Source organism: Enterobacter sp. H2G27, assembly GCF_054403075.1.
In genome coordinates this window covers 1,229,701-1,253,172 of sequence record NZ_JBSVSI010000001.1, presented here as the reverse complement: position 1 = coordinate 1,253,172, position 23,472 = coordinate 1,229,701, and the positions used below count along the sequence as shown (strand labels likewise).

Here is a 23,472-nt window from a genome sequence, read left to right as displayed (position 1 = left end):
TCATGCGCCTGGTCCAGCTTTCTCGTCATAACATCGCGTTCCCTTCTCCGGAAGGGGCGCTGCGTGAGCCCAATGGGCTGCTGGCCCTTGGCGGTGACCTCAGTCCTGCTCGACTATTGATGGCATACCAGCGCGGTATCTTCCCCTGGTTTTCTCCCGGCGATCCGATTTTATGGTGGTCTCCCGATCCGCGCGCCGTGCTGTGGCCAGATCAGTTTCACCTGAGCCGCAGCATGAAGCGTTTCCATGCAAAATCACCGTACCGCGTCACCCTTAATCACGCCTTTGGTCAGGTCATTGAAGGCTGTGCCGAAGACCGCTTTGAGGGAACATGGATAACCCGCGATATTATTACCGCCTACCACCAGCTTCATGAGCTTGGCTACGCCCACTCAATCGAGGTGTGGGACGGCGGAGCACTCGTCGGCGGCATGTATGGCGTGGCGCAGGGCACGCTGTTTTGCGGTGAGTCGATGTTCTCCCGCGCGGTTAACGCCTCGAAAACGGCGCTGCTGGTCTTCTGCCAGGCATTTGCCCAGCGCGGCGGACGCCTGATCGATTGTCAGGTGCTCAACGAGCACACGGCCTCTCTCGGTGCCGTTGAGATCCCGCGACGCCAGTACATTGAGCATCTGGATGTCAGCCGTCAGGAGAAGCTCCCCCGCGACTTCTGGATACCGAGAACGCTCTTTATGCCCAATGCCTAAATGTTTTCCGCATATTTTTTGTGAGGGTGTTATAATTATGCCGCAGAGTAGCTTCTGCCTGTTGCCCCGCCGCCGTTTGGGACCCTCGCTTCAGATAACGTCCTGACGTTTATCCTGTTGTCTCCCCTTTACGAATGCGCTTCCTGTTCGGTTGTACCGTGACGCTTGGGCAATGCGCCGAAACTGTTTTGCTGCGTTTTAATCGCGCAATTCTTTACTTAATTGATGAATTTCGGCATTATCTTGCCGGTTCAAAACTTGGTAGTGATACCCCAGAGGATTAGATGGCCAAAGAAGACAATATTGAAATGCAGGGTACCGTACTTGATACGTTGCCTAATACCATGTTTCGCGTAGAGCTGGAAAACGGTCACGTGGTAACTGCGCACATCTCCGGTAAAATGCGCAAAAACTACATCCGCATTTTGACGGGCGACAAAGTGACTGTTGAACTGACCCCGTACGACCTGAGCAAAGGCCGCATTGTCTTCCGTAGTCGCTAATTGTTTTCGCCTGTAATGGCAGATGAATATTAAATAAGGCCGGGATTTTCCCGGCCTTACTTTTTTGTGCTGCAGGCGATTATTTGACCATTCGATTCAGCGTCAGGGCTGTCTGTTCGACAGCAATGCCAGCCACTGAAAGTGACCGACATTAGCAGCCGCAATGTCCTTTAATGGCTGTGTCTCGCTATGCTTTCAGCCGTTTGCCACCTGGTAACCTATATTTATCAAAGCATCAAGCTCGTCTTTCGCAAACAACCTTGCCCGATAGCACTCGCCCGGAAACTCGGGATAGCCATCCAGAGTACAAATCAGATCGTAGATTGTGGCAATAATATGGCCTGTCGCATCACTGATAAAGAAAGAGCGAGCGTGGTTGGTGTAGATGCCATAGTAGTCACCATAATCGATTGCAGCCCCCATAAAATCAGTGATTTGAGGAACGCGAGAGGAAGGTAACTGGATAATGCTACCTGTCTGAGTTGCTGTTTTGGCAACCAGATCAACAGCATAGAACATGACCCTTGCAGGATCGGTTTTGTAAACATCAGCCGTTGGATCAAGAGTAATATCACGAGTAACCGCGTTTCCTTCATTATCAACGCAGGAGCGATTATCAAATAGCGAAAGAACGAATTTGCCTTCGGCCTCATTGTTTAATCCAGCAAAAGCGCTATTTTTAGTGACGAATACGGTATGAGCACCATTTTCAAAATTCGTAATACCGGAAGTTTCTATCTGCGTAACGCCCTGCCCCGCTGCGAAACCAGGGTTAAATCCACCGGTATTAATACTCCATAATATCGTACCATCGGCAGGAGAAATACCAAACGTCAGGCCTGCAGAGCGAGTATGGACAACAATCGCTTCAGAGTTTGCTTCACCCTCGGGGATCCACGAAAGCGAGTTAAGGTGAGCATCGTTTGTCGGGCTATTATTCAGGATCTGCGTATTATCGAATGCACGCGTATAATTTTTTGCCCACAGCATCATGCCTGTCTTTTCATCAAATTTTAAAATTGATGCATCCTGCCTCATCGTATTGGTCGAACGATCCGGGTTATCATTACCAATCATGAAAAGATTACCGGCTGAATCCCAGATCAGATCGTGGGTATTAGCATAGCGGTTGCCATCGCGGTCACGTAAATCAAATTCCAGAATCTCATTGCCTAAAATATCAATTTTAAAAAAGCGTCGACCATACCAGTGTTCATCTTCATCACTTCCGATATAGAAATAACCATTATGCGTTTTTAGCATCTGATTACGATAGGGCTGAGCATAATAGCAACGAAGATCGCCATTTTGGTCGTAACCATCACAATTGGTGGTCATTAACCAACTATTTCCCCATACGGCCGCAAACTTAGTGGGATCCGTTTGCTCAATATCGATATGGAAAATTGTCGCATCGCGATAGACTTGTTCCTGTGTGCTTACCTGAATAGTTTGGTTAAAAATTTCCACTCCGCTAAGGTTTTTAAAAACAACCTGCACTTGATTAAGATAGTTTGCGTAAAGTCCAATAACCGGAATTTTTATCTCAGGTAAAGAGATAATGTCATTTGATGAATACGTAAAATCTAAACTTGATGCGCAAGTTAATCTTCCCAAAACTGTATAGGAATATGTTACCGCCTCATCAATTCTAAACTTCAGATATACTGCAAGCTGGTTATTTGCAGGCGCGAGATCCATTCCAAGATAGGTAATTGCCATGTAGTTCACCTGTTGTTAACTATTACTGTTTAACTTCTTTTACTCGCATTTCTTTCACCTGTTGGGGAATGATCTTATTTCCTTTCACCAGATAATCAATAACCGCATCAGAAAGGTTATACCCACCTTTTACCTGTTTGTTCTGACCATCGATAAATGCGGTAAAACCATCGCCCCCAGGGGCAAGGAAACTATTTGTCGCTACGCGATAGGTATCAGTATCTACAATCGGCTTACCATTAAGCGTAAATAGCACAACGCGGTGCCCAACAGGTTTATGTTGGTCGTATCGCATTTCCAGTCCTTTCGACATCTGCAAAACACCATTTGTAAGTGACGCACCGTGTTCCATAAGATTGCGTAAGGATTTCCCTTTCAAATCCATGACAGTTAGCTCATTTGGAAACGGAAAAGCGCTGATAACATCGCCAAGGGTTATCGGACCGGCATTCAAGTCTGCGCGAAGACCACCTGAATTAGTGAGCGCCAGCTGCGCATCAGGCGCTGCAGCAAGCATTGCATCGGTAAATAAATTTCCAAGTGAAGATGATTCACCATAGGCGCGCGTAAGCGTAACAGGCGTCTCACCAACTTTTTGGCGAACCGTTTCGGACAGTTTTTTATTCCAGGTATCAATAACGCTCTGAGTTGCCGGATCGGGTTTCCATTCATCGGCATACAGGGTTTTAAGTTCGAAGCTTTTTATTTTATGGTGATGCGTTTTTAGATCCACATCGAGAACCAGCTTACCGATATCAATCCCCCCACTGTCAGTCGAAAGTACCAACGTGTTGCCTACTTTGAGCGGCTCCACTGTTCCAACATGCGCATGTCCGGTAATCAGAATATCCAGGCCCTTCACCTGCTTAGCCGTCTGAATATCCTTATCAAGGGCGCGCTTCACGTCTGTATTGCCGATACTGGACTGGCGTGCAGGGAAACCTTCATGCATGAGTGCAACGGTAATATCCACTTTTCCACGGAGTTCATCCAGATACCGCTGGAGGTATTTCACCTCGTCACGCGCTTCAATCCCCTGACGCATTGACGATGAAACGGTATCATCGAACGCAAACACACCGTGCAACCCAATAACCCCAATTTTAATGCCATCCTTTTCGATGATGGTATAGGGATTATTCCAGAAGAGGACATTACTGTTTTTATAAAAGACGTTCCCTAACAGTATCGGGAATTTAGCCTGACTGAGCTGTATAAGGGTATTATCCCAACCATGATCGAACTCATGATTGCCGACAGACGCAGCATCAAATGACATTGTATTCATAATATCTATGATTGCCTTCCCTTTTGTCAGGCTACTGATATACGGACCGGTAAAATAATCCCCAGCATCGAAATAAAAAGTAGCCTTATTGTTTTTCTTTTCTTGCTTAACGTATGTTGCAATATTTGCAAAACCACCCACAGCTCTTTTTCCCTCTGCAACATAGGGGAGTTTATAAGGCTCAACATGGGCATGCAGATCATTAGTATAAATGACGGTAACGTCCTGCGCTGGACTTAGCGAAGCATATCCCGACAATAATAAAACTGCGATTACTGTTTTTTTCATATTTCAACTCTCTAATTAAAAGAAGAGTTTCATTATCGATTAGCAAAAAACAGATTTTGTGAACTTTCTCACGGCATATAAAAAAGAGAGGCGTGAAAATCATCGACTCACAGAATCAGTTGGTGATATGCATGGAATGCGCTCCAAAAATAGACCTGAATGTTTGTAAAAGCTGGTCATGCCCTAATCTTGGAATACCCGATGCGAGTGATTATGTTGTTCCTGTTTATCGTCTCGGCTACGCTGCTCTTGAATGTCAAAAATGTGGCAGCCTTCCGCCCTTGTTTAATAAAAAAGAATGTGACGAGTGGTTCAGACACTTCATGCAACAAAAATTGGGAAATACAGGACAAGGTTGTCCTCGCTGTTTTACAACTCGCATCATTCACTATGGATACACAAAAGCCAGAACCCCACGCCTTCAATGTTGTACCTGCCGCTATGTGTTTACTCCACACTATGACAATGCTCAATGTCAGGATAAAAATATCACCCTTCTTTCCCGGCTCGAACAAGGCGTGCATTCTGGTGAAACGACAAACCAAAGGGCGCTTGCACAAGCGGTTAACGGGTTTGAACACGTTCTTCATGCCTCTGTCCCTGGATTAACAAGGGTGTCAACGACGACGATGGTAATACCGTTTCAGGGCCGCGCTGCGAGGCAGAAATTATATGTTGTGATCAGCGCCGATGCTGATTCAGGGAAAATTATGCAAATCACAACTAACTATAGCGACTGGAAAGCAGGCGATTCGTTGCTCTATAAAAGCTCACAGCCCAGCCCTTCTGCGATATTACCGTCGAGCGATGTTGATCTTATTCGTGAACAAGAGAAGCAATTTCTGACGCGGAGTCAGTTCGATGAAATTCAGTACGGTAGCGCCGAACTTAAGCGAAACGACCGGGGAAGCATAGTCCGTCCTGTCATAACCATACACAGTCATTTTCAGCGATTAAAACGACGATTCCCGGGTGTAACCGATCATTATCTCGCGCATGAGTGCGTCTTGCGTGGCGGTGCAATTACGGCCTGGTCAACAGAGGTTCGCCTTGGAAAAACCAATCTGTGGTTTGTGTCTGAAAAGCCTGAAACTGCCATGCTCTCTGAAAAGTCATTTTACCTGACTGGCAGCTGGAAAATGGGATGGTGGAAGAATGTATGGGAGCGCTGGGATAATGGCGAGAGATGCAAGATGATTGGCCTCCTAACCGGACAGCAAAGTACAGCGGTACCCGCTTTGATTACGCTTGCACCCTGCACTGCATTTGGTGCCTGGCTGAAAGCCCATCCATGGTCATTACAGTGTCATAACTATGGAGCCCGGGTTGTGAGCCAGCATTTAGTGGGTCTTGGCTGTATTTATAACCAAAAATTGATTCTGTGAGCCCGTATTTTACGTCTTATAGACCGGCTCCAGGCAATAACGTACGTTAAGGTGAGCACGTAAGATTGTCAATTCATACACTTACAGGATGCCAGTCCTGACACCTGATTTGCAGGTTCGCCGCCATTTTATTACTGTGGATTTATCCAGAAACCAACGTCGAACAAAAGTGGAAAGCGCCTCGCAAAATTCCTCTGCGGCCTGATGCCGTCATCCCGGCCCTCTCCCACTGTAAGAGGGAGAAAAGCAGGAATAAAAAAACCGGGCAAATGCCCGGTTTCTAACATTAGCCTTCCACTCACTCAGTGAGCCGCTTCCGGCTTGTGCTTCGCCGCACTCTGGAAATCGTACGTGAGTTCGTTCTTCGCCTGATCCAGCGCCACGGTCACCTGGCCGCCGTCCACCAGCGAGCCAAACAGCAGCTCGTTCGCCAGCGGTTTCTTCAGGTTGTCCTGAATTACACGCGCCATTGGACGGGCGCCCATCGCACGGTCGTAGCCTTTCTCGGCCAGCCAGTTTCGGGCCTCCTGGCTCACTTCCAGCGACACGCCTTTCTGATCCAGCTGAACCTGCAGCTCGACGATGAATTTATCCACGACCTGATGGATCACCTCGGTAGACAGGTGATCGAACCAGATAATGTTGTCCAGACGGTTACGGAACTCCGGCGTGAAGATCTTCTTGATCTCCTCCATCGCATCGGTGCTGTTATCCTGGTGGATAAGGCCGATGGACTTACGCTCGGTTTCTCGCACCCCGGCGTTAGTGGTCATTACCAGCACCACGTTGCGGAAGTCAGCTTTGCGCCCGTTGTTGTCGGTCAGCGTCCCGTTGTCCATCACCTGCAGCAGGATGTTGAACACGTCCGGGTGCGCTTTCTCGATTTCATCGAGCAGCAGTACCGCGTGCGGGTGCTTGATCACCGCGTCGGTGAGCAGGCCGCCCTGGTCAAAGCCCACGTAGCCAGGAGGCGCACCAATCAAACGGCTGACGGTGTGACGCTCCATATACTCGGACATATCAAAGCGCAGCAGCTCAATGCCCAGCGCTTTGGAGAGCTGAACCGTTACCTCGGTTTTCCCCACGCCGGTCGGGCCGGCAAACAGGAAGGAACCAACAGGCTTGTGCTCATGCCCCAGCCCGGCACGGGCCATCTTGATCGCTTCGGTTAAGGCCTCAATGGCTTTATCCTGACCAAAGACCAGCATTTTCAGGCGATTACCGAGGGTGCGCAGCGTGTCGCGGTCGCTCTGAGAAACACTCTTCTCGGGGATACGCGCGATGCGGGCCACCACGGACTCAATATCCGCCACGTTAACGGTTTTCTTACGCTTGCTGGCCGGCATCAGGCGCGCACGCGCCCCGGCCTCATCAATCACGTCAATCGCCTTATCCGGCAGATGACGGTCATTGATGTATTTCACCGCCAGCTCCACCGCCGCACGTACCGCTTTCGCGGTGTAACGCACGTCGTGGTGCGCTTCGTACTTCGGCTTCAGGCCGTTGATGATCTGCACCGTTTCCTCGACGGACGGTTCGGTCACGTCGATTTTCTGGAAGCGGCGCGCCAGCGCACGGTCTTTCTCAAAGATGTTGCTGAACTCCTGGTAGGTGGTGGAGCCAATCACGCGGATCTTGCCGCTGGAGAGCAGCGGTTTGATCAGGTTCGCGGCATCCACCTGGCCACCGGAGGCCGCACCTGCCCCGATGATGGTGTGAATTTCATCGATAAACAGGATGCTGTTGGTGTCCTGCTCCAGCTGTTTCAACAGCGCCTTGAAGCGTTTTTCAAAATCACCGCGGTATTTTGTGCCCGCCAGCAGCGAGCCGATATCCAGCGAGTAGATGGTGCAGTCGGCAATCACTTCCGGCACATCGCCCTGCACAATGCGCCAGGCAAGCCCTTCGGCAATCGCGGTTTTACCCACGCCTGACTCCCCCACCAGCAGCGGGTTGTTCTTGCGGCGACGGCACAGCACCTGGATCGCGCGCTCCAGCTCTTTATCGCGACCAATCAGCGGGTCGATACCGCCAACGCGAGCAAGCTGGTTAAGGTTGGTGGTGAAGTTTTCCATACGATCCTCCCCGCCTGCTTGCTCTTCATTGTTATTGACCTGATTGCTGGAATCCGATGCCTGGTTAGGCTCATCTTTGCGCGTTCCGTGAGAGATAAAGTTAACCACGTCGAGGCGGCTGACTTCGTGTTTGCGCAGCAGATAGGCAGCCTGTGACTCCTGCTCGCTGAAGATGGCGACCAAGACGTTTGCGCCAGTCACTTCGCTACGCCCGGAAGACTGGACGTGGAATACCGCGCGCTGCAGCACGCGCTGGAAGCTGAGCGTCGGCTGCGTGTCGCGCTCTTCTTCACTGGCTGGCAGCACCGGTGTGGTTTGTTCGATGAAGGCTTCGAGTTCCTGACGTAGCGCCACCAGATCCACGGAGCAGGCTTCCAGCGCTTCGCGGGCAGATGGGTTGCTAAGCAGTGCGAGCAGTAAATGCTCGACGGTCATAAACTCATGTCGGTGCTCACGCGCTCTGGCGAAAGCCATGTTTAAACTGAGTTCCAGTTCTTGATTGAGCATAGGCACCTCCCCCAATTTTATGCCTTATCAGGCCTTTTCCAGCGTACACAGCAACGGATGCTCGTTCTCCCTCGCATAGTCGTTCACCATCGCCACTTTGGTTTCCGCCACTTCGGCTGTGAAGATGCCGCAGATAGCTTTGCCACGATAATGAACGGTAAGCATCAGTTGCGTTGCACGTTCTACATCATAAGAAAAGAACTTTTGTAGCACGTCAATAACAAATTCCATCGGCGTGTAATCATCGTTCATTAACATAACTTTATACATAGATGGCGGTTTTAGCGCGTCGCGCACTTTGTCTTCCGCCAGCTGGTCAAAATCCAGCCAATCGTTGGTCTTACCCATTATGCATAACCACTTTGAATCTACCTCAGATGTTAGATAACAATCATCTATTACTGTCATCCGCGATGTCTGTCACAAACTGTTGCAATAGCGTTAACTGCTTCAAACTTTGGTTGATTATTGTCCCATCTCCAGCGCCAAACGCTTGACGACTTCTTTCGTTTCTCTAAATTGTACAAGCGTGAGATGGCGAGGTTTTGAACAGCCCCCACTCCACCACCGGTTCATTCCATCTTAACTTATAAGATTTACGAAGGATGTCGAAGCATGGAAATGGGTACTGTTAAGTGGTTCAACAACGCCAAAGGGTTTGGCTTCATCTGCCCCGAAGGCGGCGGCGAGGATATCTTCGCTCACTATTCCACCATTCAGATGGATGGTTACAGAACGCTCAAAGCCGGGCAGTCCGTCCGGTTCGATGTTCACCAGGGACCAAAAGGCAATCATGCCAGCCTTATCGTCCCCATTGAAGCTGAGACGGTTGCATAGCTCTCTGTTTTATTGTGTACATCCCGCAGTCAAAATGCCAGCCCGATCGGCTGGCATTTTTATTTTCGGGTTATTCCCGAGCCAGCGCGTCCACCGGATCCAGCCGCGCCGCGTTGCGGGCGGGCAACCAGCCAAACAAAATGCCGGTAAAGGTTGAACACAAGAATGCGGTAATAATGGCCACCGGCGAGAAGCCAATTTCCCAGCCGGGTAAAAAGAGCTGGAGCGCGAAGGCGATCATCATCGAGAGCGCAATCCCCATCGCACCGCCGACCAGACACACCAGCACGGCTTCAATCAAAAACTGCTGCAGCACGTCGCTGGCCCGGGCCCCGACCGCCATGCGGATGCCAATCTCCCGGGTACGTTCGGTTACCGACACCAGCATGATATTCATCACCCCGATACCGCCGACGACCAGCGAAATCACCGCCACCAGCGTGAGGAACAGCTGAAGAGTACGTGTGGTCTTTTCCGCCGTTTTCAAGAGGCCGTCCATATTCCAGGTGAAGAAATCTTTCTTCCCGTGGCGCAGGGTTAACAGCCGCTCAAGCTGCTGTTCGGCCAGCGCGCTGTCGTAGCCCTCCTTCACGCGCACGGTGATGGAGTTGAGCCAGGACTGCCCCATAATCCGCCCGGAGATGGTGGTATAGGGCAGCCAGACGCGCAGGATCTTGCTGCTGCCAAACATCGACTGCTTCTCTTCCGCCACGCCGATAACCGTGGCAGGCATGTTGCCGACCAGGATCACTTCGCCCACCACGTTGGCTTTATTGGGGAAGAGCTGTCTGCGCGAATTCGCGTCCAGCACCACTACCTGCGCCCTGCCCGCCAGCTGCTCGGCGTTGAAGGTGGCGCCTTCGCTGAAGGTCATACCGTAGACGTTGAAGTAGTCTCCGCTCACGCCGTTCGCGCTGGCTGCCACATCAACATTGCCCACGCGCAGGCGCAGGTTCTGTGACACCGCAGGCGTGGCAGAGTTGACCCATGGCTGCTTCTGAATGGCCGCCAGGTCGTCGTATTTCAGTGCCTGTTGATACTGCGGCTCGTCGTCGCCAAAGTCTTTGCCGGGATAGACGTCAATGGTATTGGTGCCAATAGCGCGGATATCTGCCAGCACCAGCTGCTTGGCCGCGTCGCCCACCACCACAATCGACACCACCGAGGCGATACCGATAATGATGCCGAGCATCGTCAGCAGGGTACGCATTTTATTGGCCGCCATCGCCAGCCAGGCCATGGTCAGCGCTTCACGAAAGCCGCTGGAAAACTGTCCCCAGCCGGTTGATGCTGGCAATGCTTCTTTAGATGCCGCAGCTCTGGACTCACGCGGCGGCGGGTTGCTGACCAGCTCGCCGTCGCGGATCTCAATTATGCGCTCCGCCTGCGCCGCCACCTGCGGATCGTGGGTCACGATGATGACGGTGTGCCCCCGATCGCGAAGCTGATGCAGGATCGCCATCACCTCTTCGCCGGAATGGCTGTCGAGCGCCCCGGTCGGCTCATCCGCGAGGATCACCTGCCCGCCGTTCATCAGGGCACGGGCAATACTCACGCGCTGCTGCTGCCCGCCGGACAGCTGCGAGGGCTGGTATTCAACCCGCTCCGCCAGCCCCAGACGCGTCAGCAGCATCTGCGCGCGTTCGAGCCGTTTTTTCCGCTCGACGCCCGCATAGACCGCCGGAACTTCAACGTTCTGCGCCGCATTAAGATGAGAAAGCAGATGGTAACGCTGGAAGATAAAGCCGAAATGTTCCCGGCGCAGCTTCGCCAGCGCGTCACCGTTCAGCGTGGAGACATCCGTTCCGGCCACGCGGTACGTGCCGCTGGTGGGTTTATCCAGACAGCCGAGAATGTTCATCAGCGTCGATTTACCGGAACCCGATGCCCCGACAATCGCCACCATCTCGCCCGCCTCCACGCGCAGGGAGATGCCCTTCAGCACCTCCACCGGGCCGTCGCCCGACGGATAGCTGCGACGAATGTCCTTCAGCTCAAGCAGCGCCGTCATTTGGCGGCTCCGGGCAGGCTTTCGCTGACAACAACCTCCTCGCCCTCTTCCAGTCCTTTCACCACCACCACGTCGGTGTCGTTGCGCGCGCCTATCACAACCTCACGCTCGCGCGTTTCGCCGTTGCGCAGCACTTTCACTTTATAACGGCTATCCCCGGCGGATTCGCCGAGCGCGGAGAGCGGAATGGTCAGCACGTTCTTCACGCCGGTCAGCTGGATATGCACCTGTGCGGTCATGTCCAGACGCAGCACGCCCTGCGGGTTTGGCACCTCAAAGCGGGCATAGTAAAAAATAGCGTCGTTAACTTTTTCCGGCGTCGGCAGAATGTCTTTCAGCACGCCTTCGTAGCGCGTCTGCGGATCACCCAGCACCGTAAACCAGGCGTTCTGTCCCGGCTTAAGATGGATAACATCCGCCTCTGAAACCTGGGCTTTGACCAGCATAGTGCTCATGTCCGCCAGCGTCAGAATGTTTGGCGCCTGCTGCGCGGCAATCACCGTCTGGCCCTGCAGCGTAGTGATCTGGGTCACTTCACCCGCCATGGGCGCGACGATTTTGGTGTAGTCGAGGTTGGTTTTTGCCGTATCCAGCGAGGCCTGATTGCGCTTGATTTGCGCGTCAATCGTGCCAATCTGCGCCTGTTTCACCGCCAGTTCCGTGGTGGCCGTGTCTAAATCCTGCTTCGAAATCGCCTGGGTTTTGGCCAGCGCCTGCTGTCGGGTCAGCGTCACCTGCGCCAGGTTACGTTCTGCCAGCGCCTGCGCACGCTGCGCGCGCAGCTCCATCAGCGTGGCTTCCACCTCGCGGATCTGGTTCTCAGCCTGCTCAGGGTCGATAACGCCGAGCAGCTGGCCTTTTTTCACCTTATCGCCAATCTCAACCGACAGCGTTTTCAGCTGGCCGCTAACCTGCGCGCCGACGTCAACCTTGCGCAAAGCGTCAAGCTTGCCCGTCGCAAGGACGTTTTGCTGCAGTTCGCCCGGGCGAACAATCAGTGTCTGATACTGCGGCACCGGCGCATTCAGCACCTGCCATAGCCAGTACCCACCGACTAAAACCACGACCGCCAGCAGCAGAAACAGCGTTCTGCGTTTTCCCTTGAGATTCATAAATATTCCAAATAAATGTTCTGGCAATTATAAATGTTGATTCTATCTAAACGACTCCTCAACGAAACCCCTGTTCTCTGAAATCGCCCTAATTTGTTTACGAGACGTTGACATTTCTCCTGTTGAAATAGCGATATTCCAAAAGGATCAGGATCTACCATGTCTTCTATCGTCGACACATCACTTTCAAACCTGCCGCAGCCTAAATCCGGCTGGCAGCTCTTCAAAAAACTGGCTTTCGGTGAGATCGCGCCCGGGCTGGCATGGGAAAAAACCGCCTACAGACGTAAGTTCATGCTGCGTTCACTGGCGACACCGCTCAGCACCGCTCGCCTGCTGTCTGACCTTGCAGAACATCCGCACCTGATGCAAATGCTCCAGGTTCAGCCGGGACTGCCCTGCCGCCTTCATCGTCCGTGGTTGACGGTCAATATGGATAGACAGCGTACGCTGGAATCGCTGTCATGGCACTATCAGATGATGTGTCGCCAGCTGCCGGCAAAGCTGACCAGTGGTTACCTTTCAAAGCAGGGCGTGACTCTGCTGACCTTAACCGGAAAAGATGAACAGCAATTTACCGTCCGTCTGTGTGCCGATGCGTTTATGGATAAAGAGGGAGAAGCTACCCTCGTTTTCTGTGACGGTCAAAATACGGCGCTGGCGGAGATGACCTTTACCCTCTGCCAGTTTGAGGGAAAATCGACGCTGTTCATTGGCGGTTTGCAGGGCGCAAAAGCGCATGTTCCGCATGAGCTGATCCAGGGTGCGACGAAAGCCTGCCATGGCCTGTTCCCGAAACGTCTGCTGGTCGAGGCCGCCATGACCCTCGGCGCCGCGTTCCCGGTAGAGCAAATTGTCGCCGTCAGTAACGATACGCACATTTATCGCAGCTGGCGCTACCGCAAGAAAAAAGAGGGGAAACTGTTGGCCGATTACGACAGTTTCTGGATCTCCATCGGCGGTGAAAAGCAGGACAGCGGTAACTTTATGCTGCCGCTCGTCATGCCGCGTAAACCGATGGAAGAGATCGCCAGCAAAAAGCGTTCCGAATATCGCCGCCGCTACGAGCTGCTGGATAGCCTGATTCAGCAGGTGAAACAGGCGACCCAACGTTAATCTGCTCTCCCGCGAGCCAGCCACAGCACGCGGGAGAACATCTTCCGCAACAGGGTCGGTACCGCCTCCACGCCCCGCCTCCCCGCCTCCGTCGCCACTTCAATGGCTAAATCCGGTTTTGAGGAACGATGAATAGCTTTGGCGATCACGCGCCGCATATTCATCGGGACATCGACCGGCACCATGGCAATTCGGTGGAATACGTCGTCAAACCCCTGACGATACATAAAGTGTTCCATGTCCATGGCGGGCAGCATAGTTAAATGGTCGCGCTCTTCCTCTCGCTCGTTACTCAGCAGGCTTCGCACGGTCGAGGCATATTTTTTGCCCGCCTCATCGCCGTCGACCAGAACGTGCCACTCGATACCCATCCGGCGGGCAAATTTTATCAGCGGCTTTAATCCCGACTGGGCGAACTCGATTACCTTGATGCCTTCCGCATCAAAATGGTGGCCGCACTGGCGCGCCAGTTCGTTGATGACCCAGGTTTCCGTTTCCCCCTCAACCAGCAGCCAGCAGCGGGCAAAGAGCGACGACGCCCGGTTAAAGCGAATATGGAACGCGATGCGCCGCCCGTCTTCCGCGTTCAAACCGCCCGGCCCAAGCCGGAAAGCAGAGACGCGGGAGGATTCACGCACCAGGCGACAGACGTGTTCTACCGGCGTCAGCGATAATAGCTCCCCGGAATTGGTGGTCGTAATACGCTGGAGCGGCAGCAGATTCAGCAGATGCCATGCCACGGAGAGCATGATGGGATGGAGGCGCGTTTCCGGGTCTTCCACCAGCAGCAGCGGTCGGGCGTCCCGGTCAAGACGAACGGTGCCTTTGGCCTGCAGAAGCGTTGAAAACAGCCCCAGCAGAATCACCCGATGGGTACGACCTCCGGGCCGGTCGATCATCCGGTTAATGATGTCGAGATAACGCCAGCTTCGCTGCTCATCATGAGAGCGGCGGCGCATCAGGCGATGGCGCGACTCAGACGTTCCCTGTTCGGAAAAATAGTGCTCCAGAAGCTGTACCATTGCGGACAACCCCTGACGAATTTGACCATCAGTAAGATTCTGCGGACGCGACACCAGCTCTCTTGCCAGAAAATCCAGCTCGCGGGCGGTGACTTCCACTTCCGGCATATTGGGTACGGTACCGTTACGAATACGCCGCATAAAACGCGCATCGCGCAGGCGTAACACAGGCGTCAGACGGATCAGGTGACGGGCCAGATCGTCGATATTGTCCAGCGGGATGGGGTTAGCTTTCTCATCGAGAAAATCACGCAGGGTGAGTACCCCCTCGTTCTCCGCCATCTCACCTTCCAGCCGGTAGAAAATCCGTTGAAAACCGTCATCGCACGGCACCCAACAGGGTGACAGCGGGCGGAAGCGACGCACGCGGTGACGTCCGGGCTCGGATTCGCGGAACGTCAGGATGATGTGCAGGTGCTTCTCGCGCCCCGTCACGTCGCCGGGGGGAAACCAGAAATCGTCGCGAACAAAGTGATACAGATCGTCCTCGGGCGAAAGCAGTAGCGTCAATGCATCCAGCAGGCTGGACTTGCCCCAAGCGTTCTCGCCGATCAGGACGTTGTTTTGCTCCAGCTGCAGTGACAGGCGGTTAATACCGCGAAACCCGACAATTTCCACACGTTCGAGAAGCATAAATCCCCCGACAAATGATCACTTTTTCCTTCAAGTTATCAGCAGTATAGCGGGAGGTGCTCTGTCACGACAGCATAACATTCACCCTTACAAGAATTGGTCTATGCTCTATTTACCGCTGATTTGAACAAGGATTGACATCACATTGCCTTAAATCAAATTAATCGAATTTATTTAAGTGGCGAAGGGATGTTGTTGGTTTCTAAAATACGGGCTCTTCGAGTCGTCATCCCTTTATGGCGATATATCCCGCGCGCGGGAAAGCGTGCGGAAAATTTTTGAGGTGGTTATGTTTAGAAAATTGGCAGCAGAATGCTTTGGTACATTCTGGCTGGTATTTGGTGGCTGCGGTAGTGCCGTTCTGGCAGCAGCATTCCCGGAATTAGGTATTGGTTTTGTCGGCGTCGCGCTGGCTTTTGGTTTAACCGTATTAACCATGGCGTTTGCCGTGGGGCATATTTCCGGCGGTCATTTTAACCCGGCCGTGACATTAGGTTTATGGGCCGGCGGTCGTTTTCCGGCGAAAGAGGTAATTGGTTATATTGTGGCGCAGGTGGTTGGCGGTATTATTGCGGCTGGCGTTCTGTACGTGATTGCCAGCGGTAAAGCCGGGTTCGACGCGGCGGCCAGCGGCTTTGCCTCTAACGGCTTCGGCGAGCATTCTCCGGGCGGCTACTCCATGTTGTCTGCCATCGTGATTGAAATTGTGCTGACCGCCGGCTTCCTGCTGGTGATCCACGGCGCAACCGACAAACATGCGCCGGCTGGTTTTGCCCCGATTGCCATTGGTCTGGCGCTGACGCTTATCCACCTGATTTCTATTCCGGTCACCAACACCTCCGTTAACCCGGCACGCAGTACCGCCGTCGCCATCTTCCAGGGCGGCTGGGCGCTCGAGCAGCTGTGGCTGTTCTGGGTGATGCCAATTATCGGTGGTATCCTGGGCGGCGTGCTGTACCGCACCCTGCTGGAAAAACGCGATTAATTGCTCGCGGTGTCGGGTGGCGCTAACGCTTACCCGACCTACGTGAGAGTGCAATTGTAGGCTGGGTAAGGCGTAGCCGCTACCCGGCTTTCTTTTGTCGCTTTACTGAACAGCCTTTATTGGGTAGTGTCACTGGCGCTTAACCGATACTCAAAAAGGACCGGCTGTTCATGTTTTCAGGACTCCTCATCATTTTGTTGCCCTTGATCGTGGGCTATCTTATTCCGCTCCATCGTGAATCCGCATTAAGGCTCATTAATCGATTCCTCAGCTGGATTGTCTACGTGATTCTTTTCTTTATGGGGATTAGCCTGGCATTTCTGGACAACCTGTCAGCGAATTTACTCTCAATTCTCCATTATTCTGTCGTCACCGTAGTCGTTATTTTGCTGTGCAATATTGCTGCGCTGCTGTGGCTGGAACGCACTATTCCATGGAAAAATCACCATCATCAGGAAAAGCTTCCTTCACGAATTGCAATGGCGCTTGAATCATTAAAATTATGCGGCGTCGTGGTGCTCGGTTTTCTTCTTGGGCTGACCGGTTGGGCTTTTTTACAGCACGCGACAGAGGCCAGTGAATATACGCTGATCTTCCTGCTGTTCCTGATTGGTATTCAGCTGCGAAATAATGGCATGACCCTGAGGCAAATTGTCCTGAACCGTCGGGGAATGATGGTTGCCGTCATTGTTGTCGCCAGTTCCATGGTGGCGGGCGTCATTAATGCCTTTGTGCTCGATCTGCCGCTGAAAACCGGCCTGGCGATGGCGTCAGGTTTTGGCTGGTACTCCCTCTCCGGTATTCTGCTTACTGAATCATTCGGCCCGGTGATCGGTAGCGCCGCCTTCTTTAACGATCTGGCGCGAGAGCTGATCGCCATCATGCTGATCCCGAGCCTGGTTCGCCGCAGTCGTTCTACCGCGCTGGGCCTGTGCGGTGCGACGTCGATGGACTTTACCCTGCCGGTATTACAACGCTCCGGCGGGCTGGAGATGGTGCCCGCGGCTATCGTTCACGGCTTCATTTTAAGCCTGCTGGTTCCGGTTCTGATGGCCTTTTTCTCAGCCTGATACTTCTTTGGCGGTAGGTTTCCTGCCGCCAAAATTGCGCTAAATCAATCTCCCTCTATTTTGTAGCAGAAAGCCCTTTCCACCGTTCAGGCACGAGCATAACCTTAAACATGTATATCAAATATAACTTTAACAGGTGTGATTATGTTTTGTGTGCAATGTGAACAAACCATCCGTACCCCGGCAGGCAACGGCTGCTCCTACGCACAGGGTATGTGCGGCAAAACCGCAGAAACATCTGACCTGCAGGACCTGCTGATTGCGGCTCTGCAAGGCCTTTCCGCCTGGGCGTTCAAAGCCCGCGAATACGGCATAGTCGACCACTACGTCGACAGCTTCGCCCCGCGCGCGTTTTTCTCCACGCTGACCAACGTTAACTTCGACTCTCCGCGCATTGTCGGCTACGCCCGCGAAGCGATTGCCCTGCGTGAAGCGCTGAAGGCACAGTGCCTGAAGGCGGATGCCAGCGCCCGCGTGGAAAACCCGATGTCAGAACTTCAGTTGGTCAGTAACGATTTGGGCGACCTCCAGCGCCAGGCGGCAGAATTCACCCCGAACAAAGACAAAGCGGCGATTGGGGAAAACATTCTCGGCCTGCGCCTGCTGTGCCTGTACGGCCTGAAAGGCGCTGCGGCGTATATGGAGCACGCGCACGTTCTGGGTCAGTACGACAATGAGATTTATGCGCAGTACCACAAAATCATGGCGTGGCTGGGCACCTGGCCTGCCGATATGAATGCCCTGCTTGAGTGCTCAATGGAAATCGGCCAGATGAACTTCAGGGTGATGAGCATTCTGGACGCCGGTGAAACCAGCACCTACGGCCACCCGACGCCAACGCAGGTCAACGTCAAGGCTACCGAAGGCAAGTGCATCCTGATTTCCGGTCACGACCTGAAAGATCTCTACAACCTGCTGAAGCAAACCGAAGGCACCGGCGTTAACGTTTATACCCACGGTGAAATGCTGCCCGCGCACGGCTACCCGGAGCTGCGTAAATTTAAGCATCTCATCGGTAACTACGGCAGCGGCTGGCAGAACCAGCAGGTGGAGTTCGCCCGCTTCCCTGGCCCTATCGTGATGACCTCTAACTGCATCATCGACCCGACCGTCGGCGCGTACGATGACCGCATCTGGACCCGCAGCATCGTCGGCTGGCCGGGCGTGAGCCATCTTGAAGGTGACGATTTCGGTCCGGTTATCGCCCAGGCGCAGCAGATGGCGGGCTTCCCGTACAGCGAAATTCCGCACCTTATTACCGTCGGCTTCGGTCGTGAAACCCTGCTGGGTGCCGCTGATTCGCTGATCGATCTCGTCAGCCGTGAAAAGCTGCGCCACATCTTCCTCGTCGGCGGCTGCGACGGCGCGCGCGGCGAGCGTAACTACTTCACCGATTTCGCCACCAGCGTGCCGGAAGACTGCCTGATCCTGACCCTGGCATGCGGCAAATACCGTTTCAACAAGCTGGACTTCGGCGACATCGAAGGTCTGCCGCGCCTGATCGATGCGGGCCAGTGTAACGATGCTTACTCGGCCATCATTCTGGCGGTCACCCTGGCGGAGAAACTGGGCTGCGGCGTGAACGACCTGCCGCTGTCGCTGGTGCTCTCGTGGTTTGAGCAGAAAGCGATTGTCATCCTGCTGACCCTGCTCTCTCTTGGCGTCACCAACATCGTGACCGGACCGACCGCGCCAGGCTTCCTGACGCCGGACCTGCTGGCCGTGCTGAACGAGAAATTCGGCCTGCGTTCCGTGACCAACGTTGAAGACGATATGAAACAGCTGCTGAGCGCGTAAGGAGTTATTCATGACCATGCCAACCTCACAATGCCCGTGGCGGATGCAGGTTCATCACATCCGTCAGGAGACGCCGGATGTGTGGACGCTGTCGCTGCTGTGCCATGACTACTATCCATATCGTGCAGGCCAGTATGCGCTGGTCAGCATTCGCAATTCGGCGAACACCCTGCGCGCCTACACGATCTCCTCGACGCCGGGCGTGAGCGAATACATTACGCTCACCGTCCGCCGCATTGACGACGGCGCGGGCTCCCAGTGGCTGACGCAGGACGTGAAGCGCGGGGATTACATCTGGCTGTCCGACGCGCAGGGGGAATTCACCTGTGACGACAAAGCTGACGATAAATTCCTGCTGCTGGCGGCGGGCTGTGGCGTAACGCCGATTATGTCAATGCGCCGCTGGCTGGCGAAGAACCGCCCCCAGGCCGACGTGCAGACGATCTTCAGCGTCCGTTCCCCGGAAGATGTGATTTTTGCCGAGGAGTGGCGTGAATACCCGGTGACGCTGGTGGCTGAGCACAACGCGACCCACGGTTTTGTGCCCGGTCGCCTGAGCCGCGAGCTGCTGCAAAGCGTGCCGGATGTTGCGAACCGAACGGTGATGACCTGCGGCCCGGCGCCGTACATGGCTATTGTGGAAGAAGAAGTGAAAGCGCTTGGCGTAACCCGCTTCTTCAAAGAGCAGTTCTTCACGCCGGTGGCGGAAGCGGCAAGCAGCGGAGTTAGGTTCACCAAACTGCAGCCTGCCCAGACCTTCTTTGGCCGCGTGGGGACCACGCTGCTGGAGGCGCTGGAAAGCAACAAGGTGCCGGTAGCGGCTGCCTGTCGTGCTGGCGTGTGTGGCTGCTGTAAAACCAAAGTGGTTTCCGGTGAGTACACCGTCACCAGCACCATGACGCTGTCCGACGCGGAAATTGCCGAGGGTTACGTGCTGGCGTGCTCGTGCCATCCGCAGGGGGATTTGGTCCTCGCATAAACGATAAACGTTCGTTCGTAGGCCCGGTAAGCGTCAGCGCCACCGGGCTTTTTTGCCGGGCGGTACTGCGTTTACCCAACCTGCAATTTTACCGCCACGCGGGCGCTTTACCCAGCGCAAACCGCCCTGCCCCTAAAAACGCGACAGCCAGCGAGCCGATAAAGAAGTACACCAGGCTTTCAATCGCCCATGCCCCAACCTTATCAAGGGCGAACGTTTCACCCATTCCCACCATCAGCCACGCCACAATCATCGTAAAGGCCAGCACCAGCGCGGCCGGGCGCGTAAACAGCCCGACAATAATCAGGATCGGCGCCACGACTTCGCCAACCAACACGCCGTAGGCGATAAATCCCGGCAGCCCTTTTTCCACCAGCATGCCGCTGATAAACCCCACGCCGCCAAAAAGCTTGCGCAAACCGTGAAAAAGCATCAGCCCGCCGACGGCAAGTCGTAACAAGAGTTTGCCAAGATCGTCGCACGATAGCTTTTCATTAACAGCAATTAACAATGATTTAACCATTTGAAATTATTCCTGTTTTAACTGAGACACTCCCAGATTATGCCGAATAATTGCGCGTGAAAAGCACCTTTTAATTGTGGGGATGCGACGGGCAATACGGAGACTTTCTTCTAAGCTTGTAAGCGTTATCACAAAAAGGAGACGGACAACCATGAAACAAACCGTTGCTGCATATATAGCGAAAACGCTCGAACAGGCTGGCGTAAAACGTATCTGGGGCGTCACCGGCGACTCCCTGAACGGACTCAGCGACAGCCTCAACAAGATGAAGACCATCGAATGGATGCCGACCCGCCATGAAGAGGTTGCCGCCTTCGCCGCAGGCGCTGAAGCGCAGCTTACGGGTGAACTGGCCGTCTGCGCCGGATCCTGCGGGCCGGGTAACCTGCACCTGATCAACGGCCTCTTCGACTGCCACCGCAATCACGTGCCGGTGCTGGCGATTGCCGCTCATATCCCCTCTTCCGAAATCGGCAGCGGCTATTTTCAGGAGACGCATCCGCAGGAGCTGTTCCGTGAATGCAGCCATTATTGCGAGCTGGTTTCATCCCCGGAGCAGATCCCTCAGGTGCTGGCGATCGCCATGCGTAAAGCCGTGCTGAATCGCGGCGTTTCTGTGGTCGTTATTCCGGGCGATGTGGCCCTCAAGGCTGCGCCAGAAGGGGCAAGCACTCACTGGTATCACGCCCCGCAGCCCGTCGTCACGCCAGCAGAAGAGGAGCTAAAAAAGCTGGCGCAGCTGTTGCGTTACTCCAGCAATATCGCCCTGATGTGCGGCAGCGGCTGCGCTGGCGCGCACAAGGAGCTGCTGGAATTTGCCGGTAAGCTGAAAGCGCCGATTGTCCACGCCCTGCGCGGCAAAGAGCACGTCGAGTACGACAACCCCTACGATGTTGGCATGACCGGACTGATCGGTTTTTCTTCAGGCTTCCACACCATGATGAACGCCGACACGCTGATCCTGCTTGGTACCCAGTTCCCGTATCGCGCGTTCTACCCGACGGATGCCAAAATCATTCAAATTGATATCAACCCTGCCAGTATCGGCGCGCACAGCAAGGTCGATATGGCGCTGGTGGGCGATATCAAATCCACCCTTTCCGCCCTGCTGCCGCTGCTGGAAGAGAAAACCGATCGCAAGTTCCTTGATAAGGCGCTAAGCGACTATCGCGATGCCCGCAAGGGGCTGGACGATCTCGCCAAACCGAGCGACAAAGCCATTCACCCGCAGTACCTGGCGCAGCAGATCAGTCATTTCGCGGACGAAGACGCCATTTTTACCTGCGACGTGGGCACGCCAACCGTCTGGGCGGCACGCTATCTGAAGATGAACGGCAAACGTCGCCTGCTCGGCTCGTTTAACCACGGCTCGATGGCCAACGCCATGCCGCAGGCGCTGGGCGCAAAAGCCACGGCGCCGGAGCGTCAGGTGGTGGCGATGTGCGGCGACGGCGGGTTCAGCATGCTGATGGGGGATTTCCTGTCGGTAGTACAGATGAAGCTCCCGCTAAAAATCGTGGTGTTTAACAACAGCGTGCTGGGCTTCGTGGCGATGGAAATGAAGGCCGGAGGCTATCTCACGGACGGTACCGAGCTGCACGACACCAACTTCGCGCGCATCGCCGAGGCCTGCGGCATCACCGGTATTCGCGTGGAGAAAGCCTCCGAGGTGGATGAAGCCCTGCAGCGCGCCTTCTCCATCGACGGCCCGGTGCTGGTGGATGTCGTCGTCGCCAAAGAAGAGCTGGCGATCCCGCCGCAGATCAAGCTTGAGCAGGCCAAAGGCTTTAGCCTGTACATGCTGCGCGCAATCATCAGCGGCCGAGGCGACGAGGTGATCGAACTGGCAAAAACCAACTGGCTCAGGTAAAACATTTCGCATGACCTCTTAAATTAAAGGGATGTGAAATGATTGATTTACGCAGTGATACCGTTACCCGCCCGAGTCGGGCCATGCTCGAAGAGATGATGGCCGCTCCGGTCGGGGACGACGTCTACGGTGACGATCCGACGGTAAACGAACTGCAGCGCTATGCGGCAGAACTGAGCGGCAAGGAGGCCGCCCTGTTTATGCCGACAGGCACACAGGCGAACCTGGTCGCGCTGCTCAGCCACTGCGAGCGAGGTGAAGAGTATATCGCCGGCCAGGGTGCGCATAACTATCTCTACGAAGCCGGCGGTGCGGCCGTGCTCGGCAGCATTCAGCCGCAGCCGATTGACGCCGCGCCGGACGGCTCCCTGCCGCTCGATAAGGTCGCGGCGAAAATCAAAGCCGACGATATTCATTTCGCCCGTACCAAATTGCTCAGCCTCGAAAACACCCACAACGGCAAAGTGCTGCCGCGCGAGTACCTGAAGGCGGCGTGGGAATTTACCCGCGAGCGTAAACTCGGCCTGCACGTGGACGGCGCGCGTATCTTTAACGCCGTAGTGGAGTATGGCTGCGAGCTGAAAGAGATTACGCAATACTGCGACTCGTTCACCATCTGCCTGTCAAAAGGACTGGGCACGCCTGTAGGTTCACTGCTGGTTGGCAATACGGACTACATCAAGCGCGCCAACCGCTGGCGCAAAATGACCGGCGGCGGGATGCGTCAGGCGGGTATTCTGGCGGCTGCCGGGCTGTATGCCCTGAAAAACAACGTGGCGCGTCTGAAGGACGATCACGACAACGCCGCGTGGATGGCGGCGCAGCTGCGCGAGATTGGCGCCGACGTGATGCGCCACGACACCAACATGCTGTTCGTCCGCGTGGGCGAGGATCGCGCCGCTGCGCTTGGCGAATTTATGAAATCACGTGGCGTGCTGATCAACGCCTCACCTGTCGTGCGCCTGGTCATGCATCTCGACGTGAGCCGCGAACAGCTGGCGGACGTGGTGAAACACTGGCAGGCGTTTTTACAGCGATAAGG

General features: G+C 54.4%; 19 protein-coding genes. 11 read left to right on the top strand and 8 right to left on the bottom strand.

The genetic code is table 11. The features are described from left to right. The first annotated feature begins 2 nt into the window (after nt 1-2). Both aat and infA read left to right on the top strand, forming a co-directional pair. Complete coding sequence (aat, locus tag ACW9E7_RS05870) at nt 3-707, top strand: leucyl/phenylalanyl-tRNA--protein transferase (protein WP_143344884.1); 705 nt, start codon at nt 3-5, stop codon at nt 705-707. A gap of 284 nt (nt 708-991) precedes the next feature. Then, the gene (gene infA, locus ACW9E7_RS05865; RefSeq protein WP_002211347.1) at nt 992-1,210 is read left to right on the top strand and encodes a translation initiation factor IF-1; all 219 of its coding nucleotides are present in this window, start codon (nt 992-994) and stop codon (nt 1,208-1,210) included. Nucleotides 1,211-1,405: 195 nt separating this feature from the next. Here the strand turns inward: infA and ACW9E7_RS05860 are convergent, their stop codons facing one another. Beyond that, nucleotides 1,406-2,932, bottom strand: a complete 1,527-nt coding sequence (locus ACW9E7_RS05860; RefSeq protein WP_458727396.1) for an aryl-sulfate sulfotransferase — start codon at nt 2,930-2,932, stop codon at nt 1,406-1,408. Nucleotides 2,933-2,954: 22 nt separating this feature from the next. Next, entirely contained in the window at nt 2,955-4,508 is a 1,554-nt protein-coding gene (locus ACW9E7_RS05855) for a bifunctional metallophosphatase/5'-nucleotidase (protein WP_458727395.1), read from the bottom strand. A 92-nt stretch (nt 4,509-4,600) separates the two neighbouring features. Between ACW9E7_RS05855 and ACW9E7_RS05850 the strand changes: the two genes are divergently transcribed. Then, complete coding sequence (locus ACW9E7_RS05850; RefSeq protein ID WP_458727394.1) at nt 4,601-5,893, top strand: hypothetical protein; 1,293 nt, start codon at nt 4,601-4,603, stop codon at nt 5,891-5,893. A gap of 302 nt (nt 5,894-6,195) precedes the next feature. On the opposite strand, the gene clpA is transcribed toward ACW9E7_RS05850, so the two are convergent. Continuing rightward, on the bottom strand, nt 6,196-8,475 hold the full coding sequence (gene clpA, locus ACW9E7_RS05845) for an ATP-dependent Clp protease ATP-binding subunit ClpA (RefSeq protein ID WP_014831269.1): 2,280 nt from the start codon (nt 8,473-8,475) through the stop codon (nt 6,196-6,198). Between the two features lie 27 nt (nt 8,476-8,502). Beyond that, nucleotides 8,503-8,823 carry an ATP-dependent Clp protease adapter ClpS gene (gene clpS / locus ACW9E7_RS05840; protein ID WP_006174393.1) on the bottom strand — a complete coding sequence of 107 codons (321 nt, stop codon included), beginning with the start codon at nt 8,821-8,823 and terminating at the stop codon, nt 8,503-8,505. Nucleotides 8,824-9,090: 267 nt separating this feature from the next. Between clpS and cspD the strand changes: the two genes are divergently transcribed. Then, entirely contained in the window at nt 9,091-9,312 is a 222-nt protein-coding gene (gene cspD / locus ACW9E7_RS05835) for a cold shock-like protein CspD (protein WP_008499993.1), read from the top strand. A gap of 70 nt (nt 9,313-9,382) precedes the next feature. Here the strand turns inward: cspD and macB are convergent, their stop codons facing one another. Both macB and macA read right to left on the bottom strand, forming a co-directional pair. Beyond that, nucleotides 9,383-11,323, bottom strand: a complete 1,941-nt coding sequence (macB, locus tag ACW9E7_RS05830) for a macrolide ABC transporter ATP-binding protein/permease MacB (protein WP_115874622.1) — start codon at nt 11,321-11,323, stop codon at nt 9,383-9,385. Further along, a complete protein-coding gene (macA, locus tag ACW9E7_RS05825) occupies nt 11,320-12,435 on the bottom strand; it encodes a macrolide transporter subunit MacA (RefSeq protein WP_127730241.1) in 1,116 nt (371 codons plus the stop codon). Before macA ends, macB begins: the two co-directional genes overlap by 4 nt. Nucleotides 12,436-12,594: 159 nt before the next feature. Between macA and ACW9E7_RS05820 the strand changes: the two genes are divergently transcribed. Further along, complete coding sequence (locus ACW9E7_RS05820; protein WP_111963909.1) at nt 12,595-13,551, top strand: VirK/YbjX family protein; 957 nt, start codon at nt 12,595-12,597, stop codon at nt 13,549-13,551. Here the strand turns inward: ACW9E7_RS05820 and ACW9E7_RS05815 are convergent. Beyond that, complete coding sequence (locus ACW9E7_RS05815; RefSeq protein ID WP_115874620.1) at nt 13,548-15,206, bottom strand: ATP-dependent endonuclease; 1,659 nt, start codon at nt 15,204-15,206, stop codon at nt 13,548-13,550. The genes ACW9E7_RS05820 and ACW9E7_RS05815 overlap by 4 nt on opposite strands. 289 nt (nt 15,207-15,495) lie before the next feature. Between ACW9E7_RS05815 and aqpZ the strand changes: the two genes are divergently transcribed. From aqpZ to hcr, 4 genes are all read left to right on the top strand, one after another. Continuing rightward, on the top strand, nt 15,496-16,191 hold the full coding sequence (gene aqpZ / locus ACW9E7_RS05810; protein ID WP_008499998.1) for an aquaporin Z: 696 nt from the start codon (nt 15,496-15,498) through the stop codon (nt 16,189-16,191). Nucleotides 16,192-16,361: 170 nt separating this feature from the next. Beyond that, nucleotides 16,362-17,261, top strand: a complete 900-nt coding sequence (locus ACW9E7_RS05805) for a LysO family transporter (protein WP_111963907.1) — start codon at nt 16,362-16,364, stop codon at nt 17,259-17,261. A 144-nt stretch (nt 17,262-17,405) separates the two neighbouring features. Next, complete coding sequence (hcp, locus tag ACW9E7_RS05800) at nt 17,406-19,058, top strand: hydroxylamine reductase (RefSeq protein ID WP_458727393.1); 1,653 nt, start codon at nt 17,406-17,408, stop codon at nt 19,056-19,058. A 10-nt stretch (nt 19,059-19,068) separates the two neighbouring features. After that, the gene (hcr, locus tag ACW9E7_RS05795) at nt 19,069-20,037 is read left to right on the top strand and encodes an NADH oxidoreductase (protein ID WP_458727392.1); all 969 of its coding nucleotides are present in this window, start codon (nt 19,069-19,071) and stop codon (nt 20,035-20,037) included. A gap of 88 nt (nt 20,038-20,125) precedes the next feature. Here hcr and ACW9E7_RS05790 read toward each other — a convergent pair whose 3' ends face one another. Further along, nucleotides 20,126-20,560, bottom strand: a complete 435-nt coding sequence (locus ACW9E7_RS05790) for a DoxX family protein (protein WP_458727391.1) — start codon at nt 20,558-20,560, stop codon at nt 20,126-20,128. A gap of 151 nt (nt 20,561-20,711) precedes the next feature. Between ACW9E7_RS05790 and poxB the strand changes: the two genes are divergently transcribed. Next, nucleotides 20,712-22,430 (top strand): ubiquinone-dependent pyruvate dehydrogenase, encoded by a 1,719-nt coding sequence (gene poxB, locus ACW9E7_RS05785; protein WP_325849138.1) that lies wholly within the window; start codon nt 20,712-20,714, stop codon nt 22,428-22,430. 38 nt (nt 22,431-22,468) lie between these two features. Continuing rightward, nucleotides 22,469-23,470, top strand: a complete 1,002-nt coding sequence (gene ltaE, locus ACW9E7_RS05780; RefSeq protein ID WP_458727390.1) for a low-specificity L-threonine aldolase — start codon at nt 22,469-22,471, stop codon at nt 23,468-23,470. Nucleotides 23,471-23,472: the final 2 nt, after the last annotated feature.